Source organism: Paenibacillus sp. J22P15, from assembly GCF_056269345.1.
In genome coordinates this window covers 138,378-157,028 of the sequence record NZ_JBWDNT010000008.1, presented here as the reverse complement: position 1 = coordinate 157,028, position 18,651 = coordinate 138,378, and the positions used below count along the sequence as shown (strand labels likewise).

The following is an 18,651-nucleotide window of genomic DNA, read 5'->3' as shown; positions in this document are numbered from 1 at the left end:
TCCTCAATGGATTCCCAAGATTTACGTCCACTAGCAACTACACCCGCAGCACAGGCCGAGTTCCTACGCTCCATATTGTCTGAGGAAATCCAGCAGAAGGTACGACTGGAGAAACTAATTGAACTGTATCAAAGAAATATTGATTTGATCACAGAGAATATCATCGATGAAAACGAGCTTAGAAACACCGTCAGCAGTCGCCCTGATTCTGAAGAGAAGACTCATCAGCTAGATCAGATCGATAAGCGACTCCAAGCGCTGACTGCCTTAAAGAGTGATCAGATTAAATTTGTTTCCTACTGTGAGGCTGAGCATGATGGTCGCATTGATCTGCAGCAATCGCATTTGGTTGAATTAACCGATTTGGAAATGAATGCGGGTGGATTTGTCGCACATCTATTTGGACTACGTGGCGAGGCTACATTTGATTCTGGAACAAAGACACTAACGATTCCAACAGGCAGCAGTGCAGAAGCAGGGCTTGCTTCACGAACTGCAACTTGGAAAGACAGCTCCCAATTAACGATCCTCAGAAAGGATGCATAGCATATGATTTTCTCCTACTACTTTGATCGCGCCAAGAAGCATCGGATCGATTTTAGATTTGAAGTGTTGAGTCAGCAATTGCTGCCAAACGGTGACACATCTACCCTATTCAATGCTCGCATTCGTGAAATCAAAGACGGCCTTGAGCTGCGCAATGAATTTAGGCTGGGCAACTTCACATTTGCTTCGGGCAACAGTGTACATGACCTTGATCTTCACCGTATTCATATCGCCGAGCAGCGGAAGTGGATATTTGAAATCAAGAACAACAAGAAGTCAGACCAAAGTGTTGTTGTCGGCATTATTGCCAAGGAGCTTAATGGCGATCCAATCGGAATGGATATTTTCCAAACAAGCGAGATGTTTGATGCTGCACTTCGCGCAAACAACTTAGCCATCGTGGAAAGCAGCTATGTTCCTCCCGAGATCACGCAGACGCTCACCCATACAACATTCGAAACACCTGAGATGCCTATTGGATTCCATTCTTCTACAAGTGTCTACATTACAAGTCAGAAGCACTACGAAGTGAAAGAGTTCATTCACATGCTTCTTGAGACAGAAGTCATTGCTGCAAATACCAAGTTCGCTATTGATATGAATCTGGCTCCAATGTTCGTTGATCCGAAAAAGGATATCATCTTCGACTTGAAAGTGGACGGCGTTGGCGTCATTACGCTGCAAAAAGACTACCTTGTTTTCCTGAGAAGAAACACAGATCCATCGCTGGCTGTGCGTGTGCCACTTGCGACGCCAATCACACCGGAGACTTTCTACAACAATGGATTTACTTCCGCATCCAGGCTCGAGATTCGCGGAGACGGAAAAGGATTTATAACCATTAAGTATGCTGACAAACAGATTGGAGCTATCTATATTCCAGACCATATGATCGGATTCTTGGACTTTGGATCTCGTGAGCGTGCTGACGGCATCAAGGCTGCTGCATTTGCTGACAAGTATACTGGCGATCTCATGGGCAAAGGTGAGGTATTGGCAAGTGGAACGCGTCCAAGCATTGCCGACGAGTGGGTGAAAGAGAATGTCGCAGACGGAGATAGTGTTACAGCATGGGCTTCGGATGTTACCGGCTTAGATGCAGATGGCGTCGCTGCGATTGGTGTCCGCTTCACAGAACCAAGAACCATTAAGAAGATGACGTTCCGCCAGGCAACTGGATACGGGGCCGACCATGTTTCAATTAAAACATTCAATGATGGCGAAGAGCCTCAAGAGATTACTACGCGCTCGACTCATTCGCAGAGTGATGTTGAAATTGAAATCGAACAAGATGTAACAGCACAAAATTGGATGGTTGTCAGCGAGACACCGATTGTGTCATTCCCAGATGACGGTGCTGGCTTAGAGGATCGAATCGTGGAGGAACCATGGATCATCTATGATTTGCAAATGATGGAGGCTGCACCAAACGTCGTTACCAATGTTCGTCATGTGGTTCAAGAGGAAGGCAATGTAGTTATAAGTTGGGATTATGCAGACTTGACGGACGTTACATTCTCTCTATATAATCATGGCGTAGATACAGGTTATGAGATCATTGGCAAGAATAGCATTACAATGACCGACTTGGAGCGGGAAGTAGAGCATGTAGTCACGGTTGTGGCCACGAAAGAAGGCTTCGACTCCTTTGAATCTCAGCCGACGACATTCACTATTAATCCTCGTTCGATTGACTGGAACAAAGCGATTCCTGTGAAGTTGGATAATCTGAGCATCAGATATTATAAATAAAAAATGAAATGAGGATGTTGTGCAAATGTTGATAGGATACCACAAAAGTGTAGGCGAGCTGCAGGTTATCATGGAAGATAAGTTAAATGACAATAAGATGTCTATGCAAGCTTTGGAGCGCACTGCTCGATCGCTTGATGCCGATATGCGTAGCAATCCGCCAAGACGAGGAACAGCTGATGATCGTCCACAGCAAATGTTGGAGATGCAAAAAGAGGGCGACCGGATTCAAAACCAGAATGCGTGGCTGAATGGTCGCCTGAAAGAGGCTTACATGGCTATTGAAAAGGATCCAAAAGAGAAGGACAGACGTATTCACTTGTCACTAAATGACTGCTTGATGCTTGACATTGAGCCGAATGCGGGGGCTAAATCAGAATGAATGAAGCTGATGCATATTGGACCCGAATGTACGCAAAGATGCAGAACGGCGGTGGCTTGAGTGCTGTCGAGCGAGGCGAAATTCGGGAGCGGTATCTGGCTGAGCAAATGAAGACGGAATCGTTTACGGCAAAGAAAGGGCAGGTTCTCTCCAAAGAGGACCCGCTCAATATGCCAAGACATCTGGTTCCTGAAGGATGCGGAAGTGGGTTCGAGGAATGTCCGCTGTGCTTCAAATGCAGAAGTTATGATTCCAAGTTTGAAACCTGCCGCAGCTGTCCGCTTGCTGAGCAAAACTTGTTATGCAAAAAGGAACTGCATACGCCGAAAGTTCTCGACATGATGATCCGGCGCGAAAGGATTGATCTCGATGACAATGCAAAGTATCGGAAGTGACATCATCTTCAAAGTTCATTATCAGCATGACGACGTGGCGAAGGTTGGCTTCATTGAGAAGTACACCATGCCAACTGGCATCACTGTACGCTTTAAGGGCAAGAAGATCGATTTAGAGCCGATGAAAGAGCATATCGGGGAATTGTTTATCTTTGTTCGCAACGGCGTAGAGGAAGGCCCCTACGAGCTCAAGGACATTGCTCCTACCAAACATGGCGTCATGGCTATGCATTATGACAAGAACGATGGTGAAAGCGATGAAGAAAAATCAAGGATTTAATGGCATGAATTTTCATCAGATTGCCATACAGCAGTTGGGTGTAAATAGTCCAGTATACTGTAGATTCTGTGGCGTTGATGTAAAAGAGCCGTCCAGGCATTCACCGCCAGGTGTTAATTGGCGGCAGCACATGGACTGGGAGATTTCAAACAAGGCACACGCAAGCTGCGCAAGAGAAGACTATATGAAAAACAACGGAGGCAATTAATCATGACAGACGTGATTCACCCAGCTATTCTTACTTTCCGCGAGGAGCTTGAGTTCATTGAAACAGCGGAGCTTTCTGACTTCATGAAGATCGTTCTTGAAAATGCACCAGCATCTTTCTATGAAGATCATGCTATGGTTATGTACACAAAGAAAGTATTTTATGTGGTTAAAGGCATTCTTGAAACTGACAACATCCGTGGCACGTTCCGCGATATGGTATATACATCTGTTCTTATAAGCGACCTGCTTATCAATGAGTTCCAAGATGAGTTCAAGGTTATGCATCCAGTGGCTGTCCAGCCGTTCCTTGACAGACTGGATCACAAACTGCCTACACAAATGCTAGAGGCAATCATGACGGTCGTGGAAGGCCACGAGTCCAGCAACTCCCCGTCCAAGCAGCTTGATCCGAAGCCAGGATCACCTGCCTTCATGGTCGGACTGGTTCACAAGATTCTTCGCCAAAGGATTGTGTCCGTCAAAATCTAGTCTTGGGACAGAATAAATGCTCCCCAGTCCACATGTTGTGGCTGGGGTTTTCTTTTAAGTCAAGATCTTGTGCAAGGGAATCTTTTGGACTATTATTATACTTATCTGTAAAATGTAATGCGATACAATATAGTAATAGGGAGATGAGTTGTTTGAGCTATTCGCAAGAGTATATTCAGAAACTGAATCAAGACATAAAAGGATTTCCGCAGGTTCATCCTGTAACGGAAGACATGTCATTGGTTCGTAGTGGTGTTTCAAGAACGGTATGGTTGGATCGTTATTCCTTTAAGGATCTGGAGAAGAAGACGCTTAGTGAAGGTGACTTCGTAATCTTGACGGTCAAAGAAGATCCCAAGTTCCCATCACGCGGGTTCGGTATCTTGAAGAAGCTGGACTGGGCAAACAATCAAGCTACAGTTCTTGTTGAAGAAGAGTTCCGAGGCAGCCTGATCGACCCCGAAGCACAAGAGACTGGTCTGGTTATCAAAAGCATCGACGCCATCGACAAGCCGCTTGAAATCTTCTATGAGCAGGTTGCTATGCGAAATGCAACAGGGCTATCGAGCGTGGAATTAACGGCAGAAAAAATAGAAGAAGCGAAAGCAAACTTCTACCGCATTGTGTCACAAGAAGACTTCGTACCAGCCGGCCGCGTGCAATACGGCGCCGGATCAGATAAAGATGTAACCTACTTCAACTGCTACGTTATGCCATTTCCAAAAGATAGTCGTGACGGTCTTGCTGATCACCGCAAATCCGTTATGGAAATCATGTCTCGCGGCGGCGGCGTTGGCACAAATGCATCGACACTGCGACCGCGCAATGCGCTGGCTAAGGGCGTTAACGGCAAGTCCTCCGGATCTGTGAGCTGGCTCAATGACATCTCGCTTCTTACTGACCTTGTGCAACAAGGTGGATCAAGGCGTGGAGCTCAAATGGGTATGATGCAGGATTGGCATCCTGACATCTTGGAGTTCATTATTTCGAAGATGCAAAACCCAGATATTCTGCGCTACATTATTGCCAAAGTGGACGATGCACAAATCAAGCAGCTGGCGCAAGACAAGCTGAAGTTCATTTCATTCACGAATACTGAAAAAGAAATGTACCAGAAGATTTCCGAAACCTCTGATATGGAGATTAGCCTAGATACAATTAAAGAGGCGCAGCGCAAACTGGCCGATGGCGGCAGCTATAGTGTCAACAATCCAGATTTCTTGACTGGCATGAACATCTCCGTATGCCTCACTAAAGAGTTCATGGAAGCTGTAGAAAACGATACGGATTACGCACTTCGCTTCCCTGACATCGACAACTACACAGCTGAAGAGAAGGCAATCTACAACGAGAAATGGCATGAGGTTGGCGACGTTCGCGAATGGGCAGCAATGGGCTATGGCGTTAAAACGTACCGCACAATCAAAGCCAGCGTGCTGTGGCACCTGATCAACATCTGTGCAACGTATTCGGCAGAGCCAGGCATCTATTTCTATGACACGGCTATCGAAATGACGAACGCAACAGCGTATGGCCAAAAGCCAATCTGCACGAATCCATGTGGTGAGCAGCCGCTTGCACCTTGGTCCGTTTGCAACTTGTCTGCAGTAAACCTGGCCAATCATGTAAACAAAGAAACAAAAGAAATTGATTACGATAAGTTGCGCGATACGGTTCGTTGGGGTGTTCGCTTCATGGACAACATCATCGACAAGACGCCGTACTTCATCGAAGAGAATCGCATTCAAGCACAAGGCGAGCGCCGACTTGGCCTTGGCGTGTTGGGTTTAGCCGATGCCCTAATCTACTGCGAGCTGCGGTATGGCACACCGGAAGCAAATGCTGTTGTCGATAAGATCTTCGAATGCATTACAACCGAAGCTTATCAAATGTCCATTGAATTGGCTGCTGAAAAAGGATCATTCCCATTCCTTCGTGGCAAATCCAAAGAAGAAGAGCTTGAAAATCGTTACCGCTTCATCAACACCGGCTTCATGAAGAAGATGCCTGATCGTATCCGTAAAGGCGTTCTGAAGCATGGCATTCGCAACAGCCACCTGATTACGGTTGCGCCTACAGGATCAACTGGAACAGCTGTTGGTGTGGCTACAGGCCTTGAGCCATACTTTGCATTCGAATACTATCGCAGTGGTCGCCTGGGTGCCTTTATTAAAGTGACGTCGCCGATCGTGCAAGAGTATCTAGATGCACATCCAGAAGCTGATCCAAACAACCTGCCTGAATGGTTCGTTTCCACGATGGAACTTTCAGCTGAAGCACATGCCGACACGCAGTGCGTCATTCAGCGATGGGTGGACAGCTCTATCTCCAAAACAGTTAATGCACCTAAAGGCTTCACGGTTGCTCAGGTTCAAAAGGTGTATGAGCGTCTTTGGAAGGGCGGAGCAAAGGGTGGAACGGTTTACGTTGATGGATCGCGTAACGAGCAAGTTCTAAGCTTGATTGAAGACAAGGTGGAAGAGTCAGAGCAATCTGCTCATGATGCAGTCGACGCTGATCGTATCATTGGTACTGATATTGGAAATACATGTCCTGTTTGCGAGGTTGGCGAAGTGGTTGACGCTGGCGGATGCCATACTTGCAACAACTGCCAATCCCAACTACTGTGCGGAATCTGAGGTGAAATACATGTCTGTGAAATATTACTGGTTAGCCTACTTCGTATTCTTTGTATCTATCTTTTCCTACTTGCCTCCGGCCATTGAGCCGGAGCGAGTAATCGAGCACAAGCTTGCCCCATTCCATATTGCATAGGAGGACTTACCGTGACTAAAAAACCCATTCTCATGACTGCAGAAAACCCTACTGGGATTACATTGCAGGACCTACTGAATCAGCTTCAAGAAGAAGTTGTGTTCAAAACCAATAAGATTATTAATAGTGAATCACCGCAGGCAAAAATTGTTGTGCAAAACAACATCAAGATCATTGAACACTTCGGTGCTGCACTTGCTCTTGTGAATGCAAGTAACGGCATTTTGAATGCAATCGGTCCTGATCAAGGCCCGACTGGTAAGCCAAGAATCTAAAGAGGAGAGATGGCGTGGATCTGTTAAAGAAGTATAGGGCAATGCACCGCATGCCATCTCGAAAGCCTCTCACGTATACCTGGAACATCAAGTATACAAATACAAGCAAGCAGGTTATGGAGCGGAATCCTAATCTGCTCCTTGCCTACATAAGACTGCAGGAGGCGCAGTCATCGATCGACTATGCGAGACGAAGCGGCATTGCATTATTTGCCTAGCGAGGTGCTTATATGGATTACTCAAGAGCAGTCATCGCGCTAGAGAGAGAGAAAAGAGCTTATACGCGACTGATGGAGTGTAATGTTAAAGGGAAGCTCAACTATAGGAAGGTCATTGGAGAGCTGGAGGAAGCCATCAAGCTTCTTCAGTCCCGCTCCAAGCCACGGGAGGCAAGGACTTGGAACTCATACAAAAGTATTTAGAATTAACGCCAATTGAAAATACCGAATTAACTATGCAAGAAGTAATGCAACAGATGAAGAGTTTCTTCGATGAAGAGCTTAAAAATAATTGGGCTAAGGCATTATCGGATGCCGCGGATCCTATTACCTTTCTAGATGGATCAGTGTATCGAGGGCTTAACAGAGGAGTGTTAGACCGCATAGAGCGTCAACAAATACAGCCGATCGGAAGCAGGTTTATTGAAAGATCTCAAATCTATGAGCTGGGCAGCATCCGGCCTAGAAGTTACTTGACCATTGATAGAGGGCAAGTCTAATGGAGCTACTCGGGCAATACGCCAGATATCGTATCAGAAAAATCGAAGATCTCAACGAGTGGATCAGCCTCGTTTCCAATGAAATATTTGTGAATGATTTTGGTGGCGATATAAGAGATGTCATAAAATGCTACCGGCTAGAAGAAGCGATTCGAAAAGAATTGGAATCTCGGATTATGCCACTATTTCCAAAAGGCACCTTCTCTCAGGTGGAGTGCATGCTAGATAAAAAGAATCAAGGCTGCGTGTCAACCAGCTGGTATCTGATGAACAGTCGTGGCGAAGTTTTAGATCCGCATGATGTAATTAGGAGGATGAATAGTGGAAGTAACAATCGACCAGCTCTATGAGTTTAAGGCCTGCTCGTTGCGATACAAATTTATGCACCTGGATAAGCTGCCTGTGCAAAAGAGCTTGAATGACGGACTAAGGGAAACACTGCTTGCAACTATGATGCACTTCTATTTTAATCTGCATCAAGGAAAGCTTATTACACTCGACGAGCTGAAACAGAAGTTCACAAGCCTTTTCTACGACAAAGATAAGGTCTTTGATATTCTGTATGACGACAAGGGCGGACGCCGCAAGAAGGAGCTTGAAGCTTTCAGTATGCTGGCTGCCTTCTACCGACAACAGTTTTACAATCCGGATAAGGTCGTCGGCGTCAATGTAGCCTTTCGAGTTAAGATCGACGATCAGTTCTTTGTTCGAGGAAACATTCCGCTCCTGCGAGAAACCACACGCGGCGTAGAGATGGTTAACTTCAAGACGAGCAGCAACAAGCCAGATGAGTTTTGGCAGCGCACCGACATGGGGCTGACGCTTCAAGCGATTGGTTATCACTCCATGTACAAGCGAGAAGCCGACAGCATATGCCTTCACTATCTGAAACAGAGTCTGCCAATCTACGTGGAACGAAAACAAAAAGATTATCAGCGCTTATATAAATCAGCCAAGATGATGAAGAAGGCCATGGATGAAGGCTGGTATTATCCGAGAGAGAGTTATTCTTGCGATAGTTGCCCAGCTAAGCCTTACTGCATGGAGTGGACCTAATAAGAAGGGAAGTTAAGTAAATTGACTTTATTGATACGAGCAAATGCTATATACAATGAACGGCAGAAGAAAAGAAATACAGACACTCGTCGAACGGTGCAGCGAGTAATCAAAGATGATGAGCGGCAAGAGCACATCGCCAAGCTGGAGAGAACCATCTTAAATCAGGAAATCAAATAATATCAACATGGAGGCTACCAAATGAGTATTTCACTATCCACAAGACACAACGCCTATCAAGAAGTATTGGAAACATTAAGCTTGCGACAGCAAGTCGTATTAGATGAGCTTCGTCCTTTAGGTGAAAGTGGCATTACAGCAGGCGAGCTCGCTAAGCTAATGCATGAGAAAGGAATGTTTCCAACGGCGGATCGCAACTTCGTCCACCCACGACTTACAGAGCTGGTTGACGCTGGACACGTTCGTGTCAAAAGAAAGCGCCGCTGCACGGTAACCGGGAGGACAGTTGGCGTCTATGCCTATGTCGGAAACCAAGAACCAGATATGGAGACCTTATTCTAATGACAGACATTCATATGAGCAAGTGCGCCTGGTGTGAGGAAGAGATGCCAACAGGGAAGATGTATTGTGCGGTACTGGAGCGCAAGGAAAGATGGGAAGACAACTTGATGGCTAGTGGACATAAAAGGTGTCTTGGTGGTCTCCAAAATGCTTACACAAGATTCGGTAAAGTCATGACTCAAAAAGAGGCTAGTGTCGAAGCATTTGATCCGGGAATATAGAAAGGATGAGGCATTGTGAGATCAGATAAACATTTTCTTGAGATGGCCAAGGATTACGCAGAAAGAGGAACGTGTAATCGACTTCAGGTTGGTGCGGTCATCGTTAAATACGGAAAGATTGTTGGAGTTGGATGGAATGACAGCGTGCCTGGTCATGAGAACTGTAAGCAAGCCGGCTGCCTAAAAAATGAACAAGACCGCTGCATCCGTACCATTCATGCCGAAATGAATGCCATGATGGTGGCGCATCCGTCTGACCTAAAAGATGCCACTTGCTATAGTACACATGAGTCGTGCGAAGGCTGCGCAAAACATATGGCTGCAGCTGGAATCAAAAGAGTCGTCTTCTCGCATCCCTATCCAAACAAGTGGAATGAGTATTTTTCAAAAGGAATGGAGTGGGTTCATTATGGAGCTGATAAATCAGTATAATCAACTTCATAAGCACACCTATGATGCAGGTCAATTCGCAAGCAGCGAAGAAGAGGCTGCTTACATAAGAGGTATTCAGAAGACAAGGAGTCAAGTCGATCGATTCAGGAGCAGACGGTCAATCGCCCCATTATTTGATGCGGTTGCTACGGCACGAGACATTCTTGATGAGCTTGAATCCACACCAGCCCCATACAGAGGAGACCCTAATAGCACCTATGAAGCTCTTCAAGAAGTTGGTGCCTTGCCTCCAGTAGCAAATCGTCCAACTGGAACCGTGATTACAGAGAACTTCACAAATCCCAATCGCATACAAGGCAGGGGGACAGTGACTGTAGGCGCTCCGCCTTCATCCCCAGCTCCAAGGATTTTGGGTGAGGGTGACGGTGTTATGTTTTTGGTTGCTAAGGTGGTCGTGCTCCTGATGATTGGATGGGGCATAGGTCTTATTCTAATAAAAATTATGGAATAGACTGTAAAAATGTAGTGTGTTACAATTTAATAGAAGAGAGTGCAGGGTAAATAAAGGAGGGCTCTAAATGAGCAAATCTGAAATTACCCTGTTTGACGTTGAAACACTGGATCTATTGCCAGGATCCGTGCGCGATGACATCCTAGACTGGGGATTAGTTGATGTCAAAGCACCAAATGTATGGCACAAGTCCAAAGGGACTGGCGTTAAGGTTGGCATTCTTGACACCGGTGTTGACTTAACGCATCCGGATCTGCAAGGAGCGATCCACGGATGCGCAGACTTTACGAAGTCTACTTATGGCGTAAGCGATCGCCAAGGTCATGGCACGCATGTTGCTGGCATCATTGGTGCGCTCGACAACGAAGCGGGAATCATTGGTGTCGCACCAGAATCTCAATTGTATATTGCCAAAGTATTGAAGGATACTGGTGGCGGATCATTTGAAAGCATCATCGCAGGACTTCGTTGGATGAAGGCTCAGGGTGTGCATGTCATCAACATGAGCCTTGGAGCGAGCAGACAGCCGCCCGAAGAGCTGCATGTCGTGATTAAAGAGCTTTATGATGCAGGTGTCGTACTGATTGCAGCTACTGGGAATGAAAACACGCGCGTATCATGGCCAGCCATGTATGACGAAGTTCTTGCCGTGTCGGCAATGGATAAGTCTCATAACCGCGCAAGGTTCTCTAATTTCGGGATCAAGAACGAAATCATGGCACCTGGCGTGGACATCATGTCGACATACAAAAACGGCGAGTATGCTCGCTTGTCAGGAACAAGCATGGCAACACCAATCATTACCGGCTGCGTTGCATTGTACCTTGCTTACGCATGGGAAAACGGACTCCCTACCTGTGTGAATACAGTTCATGCCAAGCTAACAAGTGCTTGTGATGATCTAGGAGCTCCAGGCGTGGATGAGGAAACAGGAGCTGGATTGATTAATCTTGAAAAATTATTAGCATAATCGAGAAAGAGGGGGATTACCCTCTTTTTTTCTGCCCACTTTGTGCTATAATGAACCAACAGAGTCAATAATGTAATGCGTTACAATATAGGAGGTGAGCCAAATGTCGAAGAAAGAATTTAATCTCATTGAAGATTTGGGTAAGGGATTGGTCAACAAAGAGGATTTAGCACAAAAGAAAGGAAGTGTCGGCAATGTCGAGAATCGGGTCAAAGAAGAACTTCATGGTAGAGAGTCAACAGAACGATCAGGAAAATAACAACAAGCTTGTTGTCCTCAATCAAAAGGAGCACGGCGGCGTAACTGTCATCGAGCTGATCCTAGAGCCAAGTAAGTTTGATCAGCTCGGCAGCGAGTGCAGGCTAACTTTTGACGAGTACTGCGAGACGGTTAATGCCGTCATTGAGTCCGAAGAGGATGACTGGTCTGATCTGCGCATGAAAGATCAGATTAACATCACCCGCGATGCGATCATGGAAGCTACGGTATTCAAATATGCCAAGCAAGAATATAAGATTGAGCCAAGAAACTTTAGTGGACGGGAGCTTAACTACTCCAAGCGTTACGATGAGTTTGGCCGATTCATTGGCGAGGCTATGATTATTACTTGCACATCCATGTCTGCGATGGGTCAGGTGCTGTCATGAGTCAGCCCTTTATCCGAGACACTCTTGTTCTTCCCATGATGATGTTCGGAGAGTTCACGGTATACGAGAAAGAAAAAGACGAAGCTACTGGCAAGTTTAAAACAAAATACGAAATCAACAAGAGGGGTAAGCGCAAGGCTGTTAAGAAGAAAGTACTGTACAGCGAAGCAGCTGGTGACCCTGGCATCTATCCAAGTGTGAATCATATCTACTCGGGCGATGGGCGCGGCGGCAAGAAGCTAACCAAGCCTGCTGAAGACTTGTTGGCCAGATGGAATGCCATGGCGAGACTCTGGGCTTATGATAACGAGTGGGAGTTGACAACGAAGGAGAAGGTTGTCGTTGAAATGGTAGCCCACTTCCCCGACCAAATTGGCCGTGATACCAATAATGTATTCAAGTTGCTGCTTGATGCACTAGAGGGCGCCGTATACGACAATGACTATTATGCACTGCCACGCGTTGTCGATTTCACAGTGCCAGAGAAGAAGTCTAAGGTGAAAGTGAACCCACGATTTGAACTCAGAATATACAAGAAATCAGATGAAATGGGTGGCACTGGTGAAAGAATCTAGCGAAGATTTGGTTCTCTTCTATCAAATATCAGGGCGCAGCGATAAGTTGATAGAGGCATACACGCCATTCATAAAGAAATACTTTCGTATATTTGCTTATGAGAGCATTGATTTTAGCTGCTATGATATTCGGCGATTACTTGCCTGCTACATAAGCGACAAGGAAACAATCAGTGAGCTGTGTCGTGGTTATAAGCACCGCCCACGGCGTTCTGTAAGTGCAGCTTATAAAGCGCTGGCTCACATAAAAAAGGCGACAAGTGATATGAGTTATTCAGAAATCTATCATGAGCTAGTCATTCTGTTCCTAGAGTCAGCAAGAAAATACGAGGATAAAGGTGTGGGCTTTCACCGATACATTTACCACTGTTTTCGATACGATGTCATTAGGTTTATCAACAGAAAACTGGAAGATCGTGTTGGTGAAGATGATGCGCACTATAAAGATGCCATGAACGAAGATGAATCTGTTCCTTGTCCAGACGATTCGATTGCATTTAAGGTGTGGGAGAATGTTGCCTCCTGGAACAATATGCCGACATTAGATGACGATGAACATGAGGATCTAAAAAATATGCTGTGGCTAAAAGGTATAACTTGCAGCTCAGCATTCAAAGACATGTCGTACCGAGAACGCTTTATATTGGCTCACCACTATCAAGACGGTTTAACAGACAAAGAAGTAGCGGCACTAACTGGTATGCACTATCAATCGATATACCGAGCTCGCAAACGTCTAACAGAAGCACTGGAAGAAAAAAGAGAAAAGGGTGAGTTGAAATGGGCCAAACTGTTCAAGAAGAAAATAGTGTAGTTGCAATCATAACCATGAATACAGAAGGTGATATGGATGTCGTTCATATCGAACCATTTGATCATACAAAAATAGTCGACAAAGACGAGTTCATACATGTTGGCAAACTTGCCTTTGCAAAGAGGTGGTATACCAACATTGAGCTTATGAATGCAAAAGGATTTGCGGATTTCAAGGAAAGAGCACTCAACTTCGTTAATCTCGATTATCCTTCTGATTTCTCTTGATTTCTCCTGTTTTTACCTATATAATATAAATGTAAGGCGTTACAATATTAAAAGGTGGGATACAGTGAATCTTCTTGAGAGCATGATGAATCGACACAATCAAGAAAAGCAGAAGCATGAGACAAGACCCATGCGAAAGCTTCATCCGTCGACCATAGGAATGTGCGGTAGGCGTGTTGTGTTCGATATGCTCATGGTTCCGAAGGCACCGGTTGAAGATGGGTTAATCCGAATATTTAATAATGGACACAGCATGCACCACCGGTACGAGTCCTTGTTTGCTGAAATGGGCATCTTGGTTCAAGCGGAAATGAAGCTTGAAACCGAGGAGATCAGTGGTCACACCGACGCTCTGATACGAGTGCCAAGCTTCTTGAAGCCTGAAGGTGAAGACATTCTTGTTGAACTAAAGAGTGCATTTAGCAAGAGCTTTGAGTGGATGGTCAAAAACAATAAGCCGAAGAGCGAGCACCGAGATCAGTTGATGTTCTACATGCGCCTTTCTGGTATCGGCAAGGGAATCATCTTTGTAGAAAACAAAGACACCCAAGAAGTGTGGGAGTGCCACCTCACCTACGATCCGGCGGAAGGCGATAGACTTATGCAGCTGGCTCATGAATACATCCGTATGGCTAAGGAGCGCCAATTGCCTCCGATTCCAAAGTATCATACGCCAAGCTATTACAAGTGCGGCATCTGTCCTTATAACTTTTATTGTCATCAAGGCAGTATGAAGAACGATGGATCGGAACGATATCCACTGCCATTTGTTACGGAGAGCCCGATTTACTTTGATGTACACAACATCATTATTGCCATGAATAACAATATGCCTATTCCTGATGTCATACAGGGAAGCACGAATGGAGATCTCGTGCGAGAAGTAGCTGAGAGAAACAAAATAACTCTCACACAAAGGTGGATGTAAACATGTTTGTAGACATTGGATTTAATAATTTTGTAGAAGCTGGAAAGATCATCACAATTGGACGTCCTGACGCTGCCCCGATTCGCCGCATGATGCAAAAGGCAAAAGACGAGGGTCGCTATGTGGACTGGACACAAGGAAAGAAAACACGCTCTATTATCATTAGTTCTGATAATATGGGACAAATCATAATCGGATCAACGCTTGTCACCACGACTATTATCGGACGCCTGAATAAACTAAAATCTATTAAGATCAATGATCCTGTCGCATCTGGTTCAGGTATTGATATCATAGGCGAGGGCGGCTCCGAGTAAGCAGAAAGAGGAGATTACATGCACAGCAGGCTTGATGACATAGACCCCAATCACGTACACCTACATGTACACTGTGAATATTCCCGTCTTGATGGACTTTCCACAGTAAAAGAATTAGCCAAGCGCGCAAAGGAAATCGGGAATACTGCACTCGCCATTACTGACCATGGCGTTTGCGGTGCCATCCCTGACTTTATCAAAGCTTGCAAGGATGAAGGTATTAAACCCATACCAGGCTGCGAAGCTTACATGACAAAGGATCGCCTGAAGAAAGGTGAGTTCTTGAAGACAGCTCGTGAAGCAATGTGCGCACAGTATGGCATTAAAGATAAGCCACTGAAAGAGTTTCTCCGCCACATCGAACGCAATCCCATTGACTTTGACCCCATGGCTGCCGATCTACTCAAGGATCATCTTATGAGTGTAGTCACGCTTGCCAATAAAAATTCCGTAAAACAAGTAGAAGATATGCCGATAGACTTGTTTGGTATGTATGGCATAGAAATGACACCTCAGTCCGTTGTTGAGCAGCCTGTAATAGAGAGTGATCCCGATGTGATCATTGCAAGTTTTAAAGAACAAGTTTACGACTACATGCAGTACGATAATTATCACCTGGTGCTCCTTGCCATTGATAATAAGGGCTTGGAGGACTTATATGAAATCATTTCTGACTCTCATATTAATGGATTCTATTCTGATCCTCGGACTGATTTGGCTTTCATCCGCAGTAGGGGTATCGGCAAGCACATCATTGCCACTAGCGCTTGTCTGGGTTCTTGGTTCTCAAGGCTTTGCTTGGCTGGTCGACTTGATGATGCAAAGGCATTCATCCAAGAGTGTAAAGAGACATTCCATTCGTTTTATCTCGAAAAACAAGCGACACTAATTCCAGACCAAACTAGACTCAATGCCATTATTGATCAGTTGGCTATGGAAACAAACACACCTAAGATTGTCACTTCCGATGTACACTATGCACGCAAAGAGGACATGGCGCTTCACAATATCCTTGTTGCAGCTTCAACCAATAAATGCATCCATGATGAGAAGCATATGAAGTATGCCGAAGAGTTCTGGCTCAAGGATACGAATGAAATACGAGCGATTGTTAACGACGATGAAGCGATAGCTAATACATATAAAATCGCTGAGCTAGTAAACGTCGACTTGCCAAAGAAGCCGCTCTTCCCGAAGTTTATCGTCGAAGAAGGCGACACGGCTGAGATGATATTGGAGAAAGAGTGTTGGAATGAACTATTTACGTACTCGCTCAAGAAGCCAATCGACTTGGAGAGATATGCAAAGCAGCTGAAGTATGAGCTGGAGACCATTAACTCACTTGGCTTTGCTGACTACTTCTTAATCGTATCTGATTTTATTAAGTGGGCAAAGAGAAACAAGTATCGGGTTGGCCCGGGTCGTGGATCAGCTGCAGGCGCACTTGTCGCCTACTTGTTAAGGATCACGACACTTGACCCCATCGAATGGGGCTTCATGTTTGAGCGTTTCCTTAATCCGGAGCGTGCTGGCTATCCCGATATCGATATTGACTTCTCCTATGAGGGAGCTCTGGCTGTCCAAGAATACATGAAAGAGAAGTATGGTGCTGACAAGGTTGCTCAAATTGGAACCTACGGCACACTGGCCGCTCGATCCGCAATACGTAAGACTGGCAAAGCGCTAGGCTATTCCTTGGATGATGAAGATAAGTTCGCAAAGTCCATTCCCGGCAAGGCTGGCATCACACTAGATCAGGCCTTTGCACAAGAGCCGCAAGTACAAGCCTATGCAAGGCAGTATCCGGATTGGTGGGAAGCAGCCAAAGGATTAGAAGGACATGTTGCGACAGAAGGAACGCATGCAGGGGGCATCGTGCTATCTCCTGAGCCCCTTACAAGGACTGTACCTCTTCGCCTAGACAGTGACGATCTTGTCACCACCCAATATGATATGTCGATCATCGAGAAGCTGCTTGTAAAATTTGATATCCTGAAGCTCGATACACTCGATTTGCTCAAGATCACCATGGATCACGGCGAAGAGTTAAGGGATACGAGGTTTGATGTCGACTTTGAAGACAGCACACAAGATGGATTGCGAGTCATGAAGAAGATGATTGGCGACGAAGGGTTCGACATCGATGCCATCGATCTGAATGATCCTAAGATCTACGATGAAATCTACAACAAACTGAATCTATCAGGCATATTCCAATGCGAGTCGGACTTGTATAAAGGCATCATCAAAGACATGAAGCCCAACTGCGTACAAGACATTACGGTAATCGCAGCACTCGGTCGGCCGGGTCCTATGGATTTGATACCATCCTATGTTCGCCGGAAGTTTGGACATGAAAAGATTACGTATCCGTATCCTACTTTGGAAGAAGTTCTTGAAGAGACATATGGCGTTTGGGTATATCAGGAGCAGATTATGCGCGCCTCAATCATACTGGGCGGCTTTACAGCAGGCCAGTCAGACATGTTGCGTAAAGGTATTTCGAAGAAAGATCCTGTCTTGATGAACCGATTCATTGATCTTATGATCTACGGAAGTGATCAGTATATATTCATCCAACAAGGGCGCATTGCCCAGTATCCAAGCAAAGAAATGATTCCAGTAGATCACGAAGGAAACATGACGATATGGGTGGATTATGACTATGGAAAAGAAGCACCTAAAAACATTCCAGGAGCACTTAGTCGAGGATATGACGAATCAGGGCTGCTTGTACTCAAGGCGCAGTGGATAAAATTCGGTGAGTATTGCTTCAACAAGCCGCATGCTGGCTGCTATGCCGTTCTGTCCGTCCAGACTGCCTTTCTTAAAGCCTATTATCCTACCGAGTTCATGGCTTCTCTTCTGACGACCTCAGGGAGCAAGAAGGACAAGGAGAAGGATCCGAAGTCGATTCTCTACATGCATGAATGTGAAGATATGGGCATCCGCATCCTGCCGCCGGACATCAATGAATCCATGCATGACTGGACACCGATTCCAAACCGAGATTCGAATCAGCCTGGCCTCGGATTAATCAGATACGGTATCGCTTCAATTGCTGGTGCGTCAGCGAAGGATCTAGAGATTATTAAGAACTACCGTCCATTCACTTCATTTGATGACTTCTTAGAGAAGAATATGAAAATGAAGCTGAACAAGACAAAAGTTGTCGCTTTTATTAAATCCGGCTGCTTTGACTGTTTCGGTGGTCCGAAAAGAAACGAGCTGCTTCGTAAATACTTTGATTACCGTGGCGACACAGCGAGCATGAATGCGATCCCAGGCAAGACATTGAAGCGGGATATCATCGCCTATGAGCGCGAAGTTTTGAACATGAGTGTGTCCGTCAAATCCAAATGGGAAATGGTTGCCGATGAAACCAAAAATTGCACCGTTACCGCAACAATCAAAGAGCTCAATCCATTTAAAGCCAGAGGAACAGGTAAGGAGCATCTGAAGATGATTATCGAAACACCGGAGGATGAAATCCAAACCCTTGTGTTCAATAAGACGTATGAGAAAGAAAGAAATAGATTAAAAATTGGCGTTAAGGTTCGCATCACAGGAAACAAATCTGGCACGGATCTTATATCCGATCGTATTGTCTATTTGGCGGAAGAAAATGAAAGAAGCGACATAAATTAA

29 protein-coding genes are annotated in these 18,651 nt (G+C 45.4%); all 29 read left to right on the top strand.

The window, feature by feature from the left end; translation table 11 throughout:
• Positions 1-6: 6 nt before the first annotated feature.
• The 29 genes from AC0YN6_RS18435 to dnaE all read left to right on the top strand — a co-directional run bounded on the left by AC0YN6_RS18435 (position 7) and on the right by dnaE (position 18,651).
• Entirely contained in the window at positions 7-546 is a 540-nt protein-coding gene (locus AC0YN6_RS18435; protein WP_475748583.1) for a hypothetical protein, read from the top strand.
• 3 nt (positions 547-549) lie between these two features.
• On the top strand, positions 550-2,298 hold the full coding sequence (locus tag AC0YN6_RS18430; RefSeq protein ID WP_475748582.1) for a hypothetical protein: 1,749 nt from the start codon (positions 550-552) through the stop codon (positions 2,296-2,298).
• A gap of 25 nt (positions 2,299-2,323) precedes the next feature.
• The gene (locus tag AC0YN6_RS18425) at positions 2,324-2,680 is read left to right on the top strand and encodes a hypothetical protein (RefSeq protein ID WP_475748580.1); all 357 of its coding nucleotides are present in this window, start codon (positions 2,324-2,326) and stop codon (positions 2,678-2,680) included.
• Positions 2,677-3,075 (top strand): hypothetical protein, encoded by a 399-nt coding sequence (locus AC0YN6_RS18420; protein WP_475748579.1) that lies wholly within the window; start codon positions 2,677-2,679, stop codon positions 3,073-3,075. Before AC0YN6_RS18425 ends, AC0YN6_RS18420 begins: the two co-directional genes overlap by 4 nt.
• Positions 3,050-3,355, top strand: coding sequence for a hypothetical protein (locus tag AC0YN6_RS18415; protein WP_475748578.1), 306 nt, complete (start codon positions 3,050-3,052; stop codon positions 3,353-3,355). Before AC0YN6_RS18420 ends, AC0YN6_RS18415 begins: the two co-directional genes overlap by 26 nt.
• 4 nt (positions 3,356-3,359) lie before the next feature.
• Positions 3,360-3,563 carry a hypothetical protein gene (locus AC0YN6_RS18410; RefSeq protein ID WP_475748576.1) on the top strand — a complete coding sequence of 68 codons (204 nt, stop codon included), beginning with the start codon at positions 3,360-3,362 and terminating at the stop codon, positions 3,561-3,563.
• A 2-nt stretch (positions 3,564-3,565) separates the two neighbouring features.
• Positions 3,566-4,054, top strand: a complete 489-nt coding sequence (locus AC0YN6_RS18405) for a hypothetical protein (protein WP_475748575.1) — start codon at positions 3,566-3,568, stop codon at positions 4,052-4,054.
• Between the two features lie 143 nt (positions 4,055-4,197).
• Positions 4,198-6,693: a vitamin B12-dependent ribonucleotide reductase gene (locus AC0YN6_RS18400; protein WP_475748574.1), complete on the top strand. Its 2,496-nt coding sequence runs from the start codon at positions 4,198-4,200 to the stop codon at positions 6,691-6,693.
• A 10-nt stretch (positions 6,694-6,703) separates the two neighbouring features.
• Complete coding sequence (locus tag AC0YN6_RS18395) at positions 6,704-6,829, top strand: hypothetical protein (RefSeq protein WP_475748573.1); 126 nt, start codon at positions 6,704-6,706, stop codon at positions 6,827-6,829.
• 11 nt (positions 6,830-6,840) lie between these two features.
• The gene (locus AC0YN6_RS18390) at positions 6,841-7,104 is read left to right on the top strand and encodes a hypothetical protein (protein WP_475748571.1); all 264 of its coding nucleotides are present in this window, start codon (positions 6,841-6,843) and stop codon (positions 7,102-7,104) included.
• Positions 7,105-7,118: 14 nt separating this feature from the next.
• The gene (locus tag AC0YN6_RS18385) at positions 7,119-7,322 is read left to right on the top strand and encodes a hypothetical protein (RefSeq protein ID WP_475748569.1); all 204 of its coding nucleotides are present in this window, start codon (positions 7,119-7,121) and stop codon (positions 7,320-7,322) included.
• 12 nt (positions 7,323-7,334) lie between these two features.
• Positions 7,335-7,526: a hypothetical protein gene (locus AC0YN6_RS18380; protein ID WP_475748567.1), complete on the top strand. Its 192-nt coding sequence runs from the start codon at positions 7,335-7,337 to the stop codon at positions 7,524-7,526.
• A complete protein-coding gene (locus AC0YN6_RS18375; RefSeq protein ID WP_475748566.1) occupies positions 7,502-7,822 on the top strand; it encodes a hypothetical protein in 321 nt (106 codons plus the stop codon). Before AC0YN6_RS18380 ends, AC0YN6_RS18375 begins: the two co-directional genes overlap by 25 nt.
• Positions 7,822-8,172, top strand: coding sequence for a hypothetical protein (locus AC0YN6_RS18370; RefSeq protein WP_475748565.1), 351 nt, complete (start codon positions 7,822-7,824; stop codon positions 8,170-8,172). The genes AC0YN6_RS18375 and AC0YN6_RS18370 overlap by 1 nt, the downstream gene beginning before the upstream one ends.
• On the top strand, positions 8,144-8,878 hold the full coding sequence (locus tag AC0YN6_RS18365) for a PD-(D/E)XK nuclease family protein (RefSeq protein ID WP_475748564.1): 735 nt from the start codon (positions 8,144-8,146) through the stop codon (positions 8,876-8,878). The genes AC0YN6_RS18370 and AC0YN6_RS18365 overlap by 29 nt, the downstream gene beginning before the upstream one ends.
• A 21-nt stretch (positions 8,879-8,899) precedes the next feature.
• The gene (locus tag AC0YN6_RS18360) at positions 8,900-9,058 is read left to right on the top strand and encodes a hypothetical protein (RefSeq protein ID WP_475748562.1); all 159 of its coding nucleotides are present in this window, start codon (positions 8,900-8,902) and stop codon (positions 9,056-9,058) included.
• 21 nt (positions 9,059-9,079) lie between these two features.
• Positions 9,080-9,400: a hypothetical protein gene (locus tag AC0YN6_RS18355; protein WP_475748561.1), complete on the top strand. Its 321-nt coding sequence runs from the start codon at positions 9,080-9,082 to the stop codon at positions 9,398-9,400.
• Positions 9,400-9,621 (top strand): hypothetical protein, encoded by a 222-nt coding sequence (locus tag AC0YN6_RS18350; protein WP_475748560.1) that lies wholly within the window; start codon positions 9,400-9,402, stop codon positions 9,619-9,621. Before AC0YN6_RS18355 ends, AC0YN6_RS18350 begins: the two co-directional genes overlap by 1 nt.
• Positions 9,622-9,636: 15 nt before the next feature.
• Positions 9,637-10,053, top strand: a complete 417-nt coding sequence (locus AC0YN6_RS18345) for a deoxycytidylate deaminase (RefSeq protein ID WP_475748559.1) — start codon at positions 9,637-9,639, stop codon at positions 10,051-10,053.
• Positions 10,031-10,525, top strand: coding sequence for a hypothetical protein (locus tag AC0YN6_RS18340; RefSeq protein WP_475748558.1), 495 nt, complete (start codon positions 10,031-10,033; stop codon positions 10,523-10,525). The genes AC0YN6_RS18345 and AC0YN6_RS18340 overlap by 23 nt, the downstream gene beginning before the upstream one ends.
• A gap of 67 nt (positions 10,526-10,592) precedes the next feature.
• Positions 10,593-11,495 carry a S8 family peptidase gene (locus AC0YN6_RS18335; RefSeq protein WP_475748557.1) on the top strand — a complete coding sequence of 301 codons (903 nt, stop codon included), beginning with the start codon at positions 10,593-10,595 and terminating at the stop codon, positions 11,493-11,495.
• A gap of 103 nt (positions 11,496-11,598) precedes the next feature.
• Positions 11,599-11,754, top strand: coding sequence for a hypothetical protein (locus AC0YN6_RS18330; RefSeq protein WP_475748555.1), 156 nt, complete (start codon positions 11,599-11,601; stop codon positions 11,752-11,754).
• Positions 11,720-12,142, top strand: a complete 423-nt coding sequence (locus tag AC0YN6_RS18325; protein ID WP_475748554.1) for a hypothetical protein — start codon at positions 11,720-11,722, stop codon at positions 12,140-12,142. The genes AC0YN6_RS18330 and AC0YN6_RS18325 overlap by 35 nt, the downstream gene beginning before the upstream one ends.
• Positions 12,139-12,717: a RusA family crossover junction endodeoxyribonuclease gene (locus AC0YN6_RS18320; RefSeq protein ID WP_475748553.1), complete on the top strand. Its 579-nt coding sequence runs from the start codon at positions 12,139-12,141 to the stop codon at positions 12,715-12,717. Before AC0YN6_RS18325 ends, AC0YN6_RS18320 begins: the two co-directional genes overlap by 4 nt.
• Complete coding sequence (locus tag AC0YN6_RS18315) at positions 12,704-13,531, top strand: sigma-70 family RNA polymerase sigma factor (protein WP_475748552.1); 828 nt, start codon at positions 12,704-12,706, stop codon at positions 13,529-13,531. Before AC0YN6_RS18320 ends, AC0YN6_RS18315 begins: the two co-directional genes overlap by 14 nt.
• Entirely contained in the window at positions 13,498-13,758 is a 261-nt protein-coding gene (locus AC0YN6_RS18310) for a hypothetical protein (RefSeq protein ID WP_475748551.1), read from the top strand. Before AC0YN6_RS18315 ends, AC0YN6_RS18310 begins: the two co-directional genes overlap by 34 nt.
• Before the next feature lie 64 nt (positions 13,759-13,822).
• A complete protein-coding gene (locus AC0YN6_RS18305; RefSeq protein ID WP_475748550.1) occupies positions 13,823-14,686 on the top strand; it encodes a PD-(D/E)XK nuclease family protein in 864 nt (287 codons plus the stop codon).
• Between the two features lie 2 nt (positions 14,687-14,688).
• Positions 14,689-15,003, top strand: a complete 315-nt coding sequence (locus AC0YN6_RS18300; protein ID WP_475748549.1) for a DUF370 domain-containing protein — start codon at positions 14,689-14,691, stop codon at positions 15,001-15,003.
• Positions 15,004-15,021: 18 nt separating this feature from the next.
• Positions 15,022-18,651, top strand: a complete 3,630-nt coding sequence (gene dnaE / locus AC0YN6_RS18295; RefSeq protein WP_475748548.1) for a DNA polymerase III subunit alpha — start codon at positions 15,022-15,024, stop codon at positions 18,649-18,651.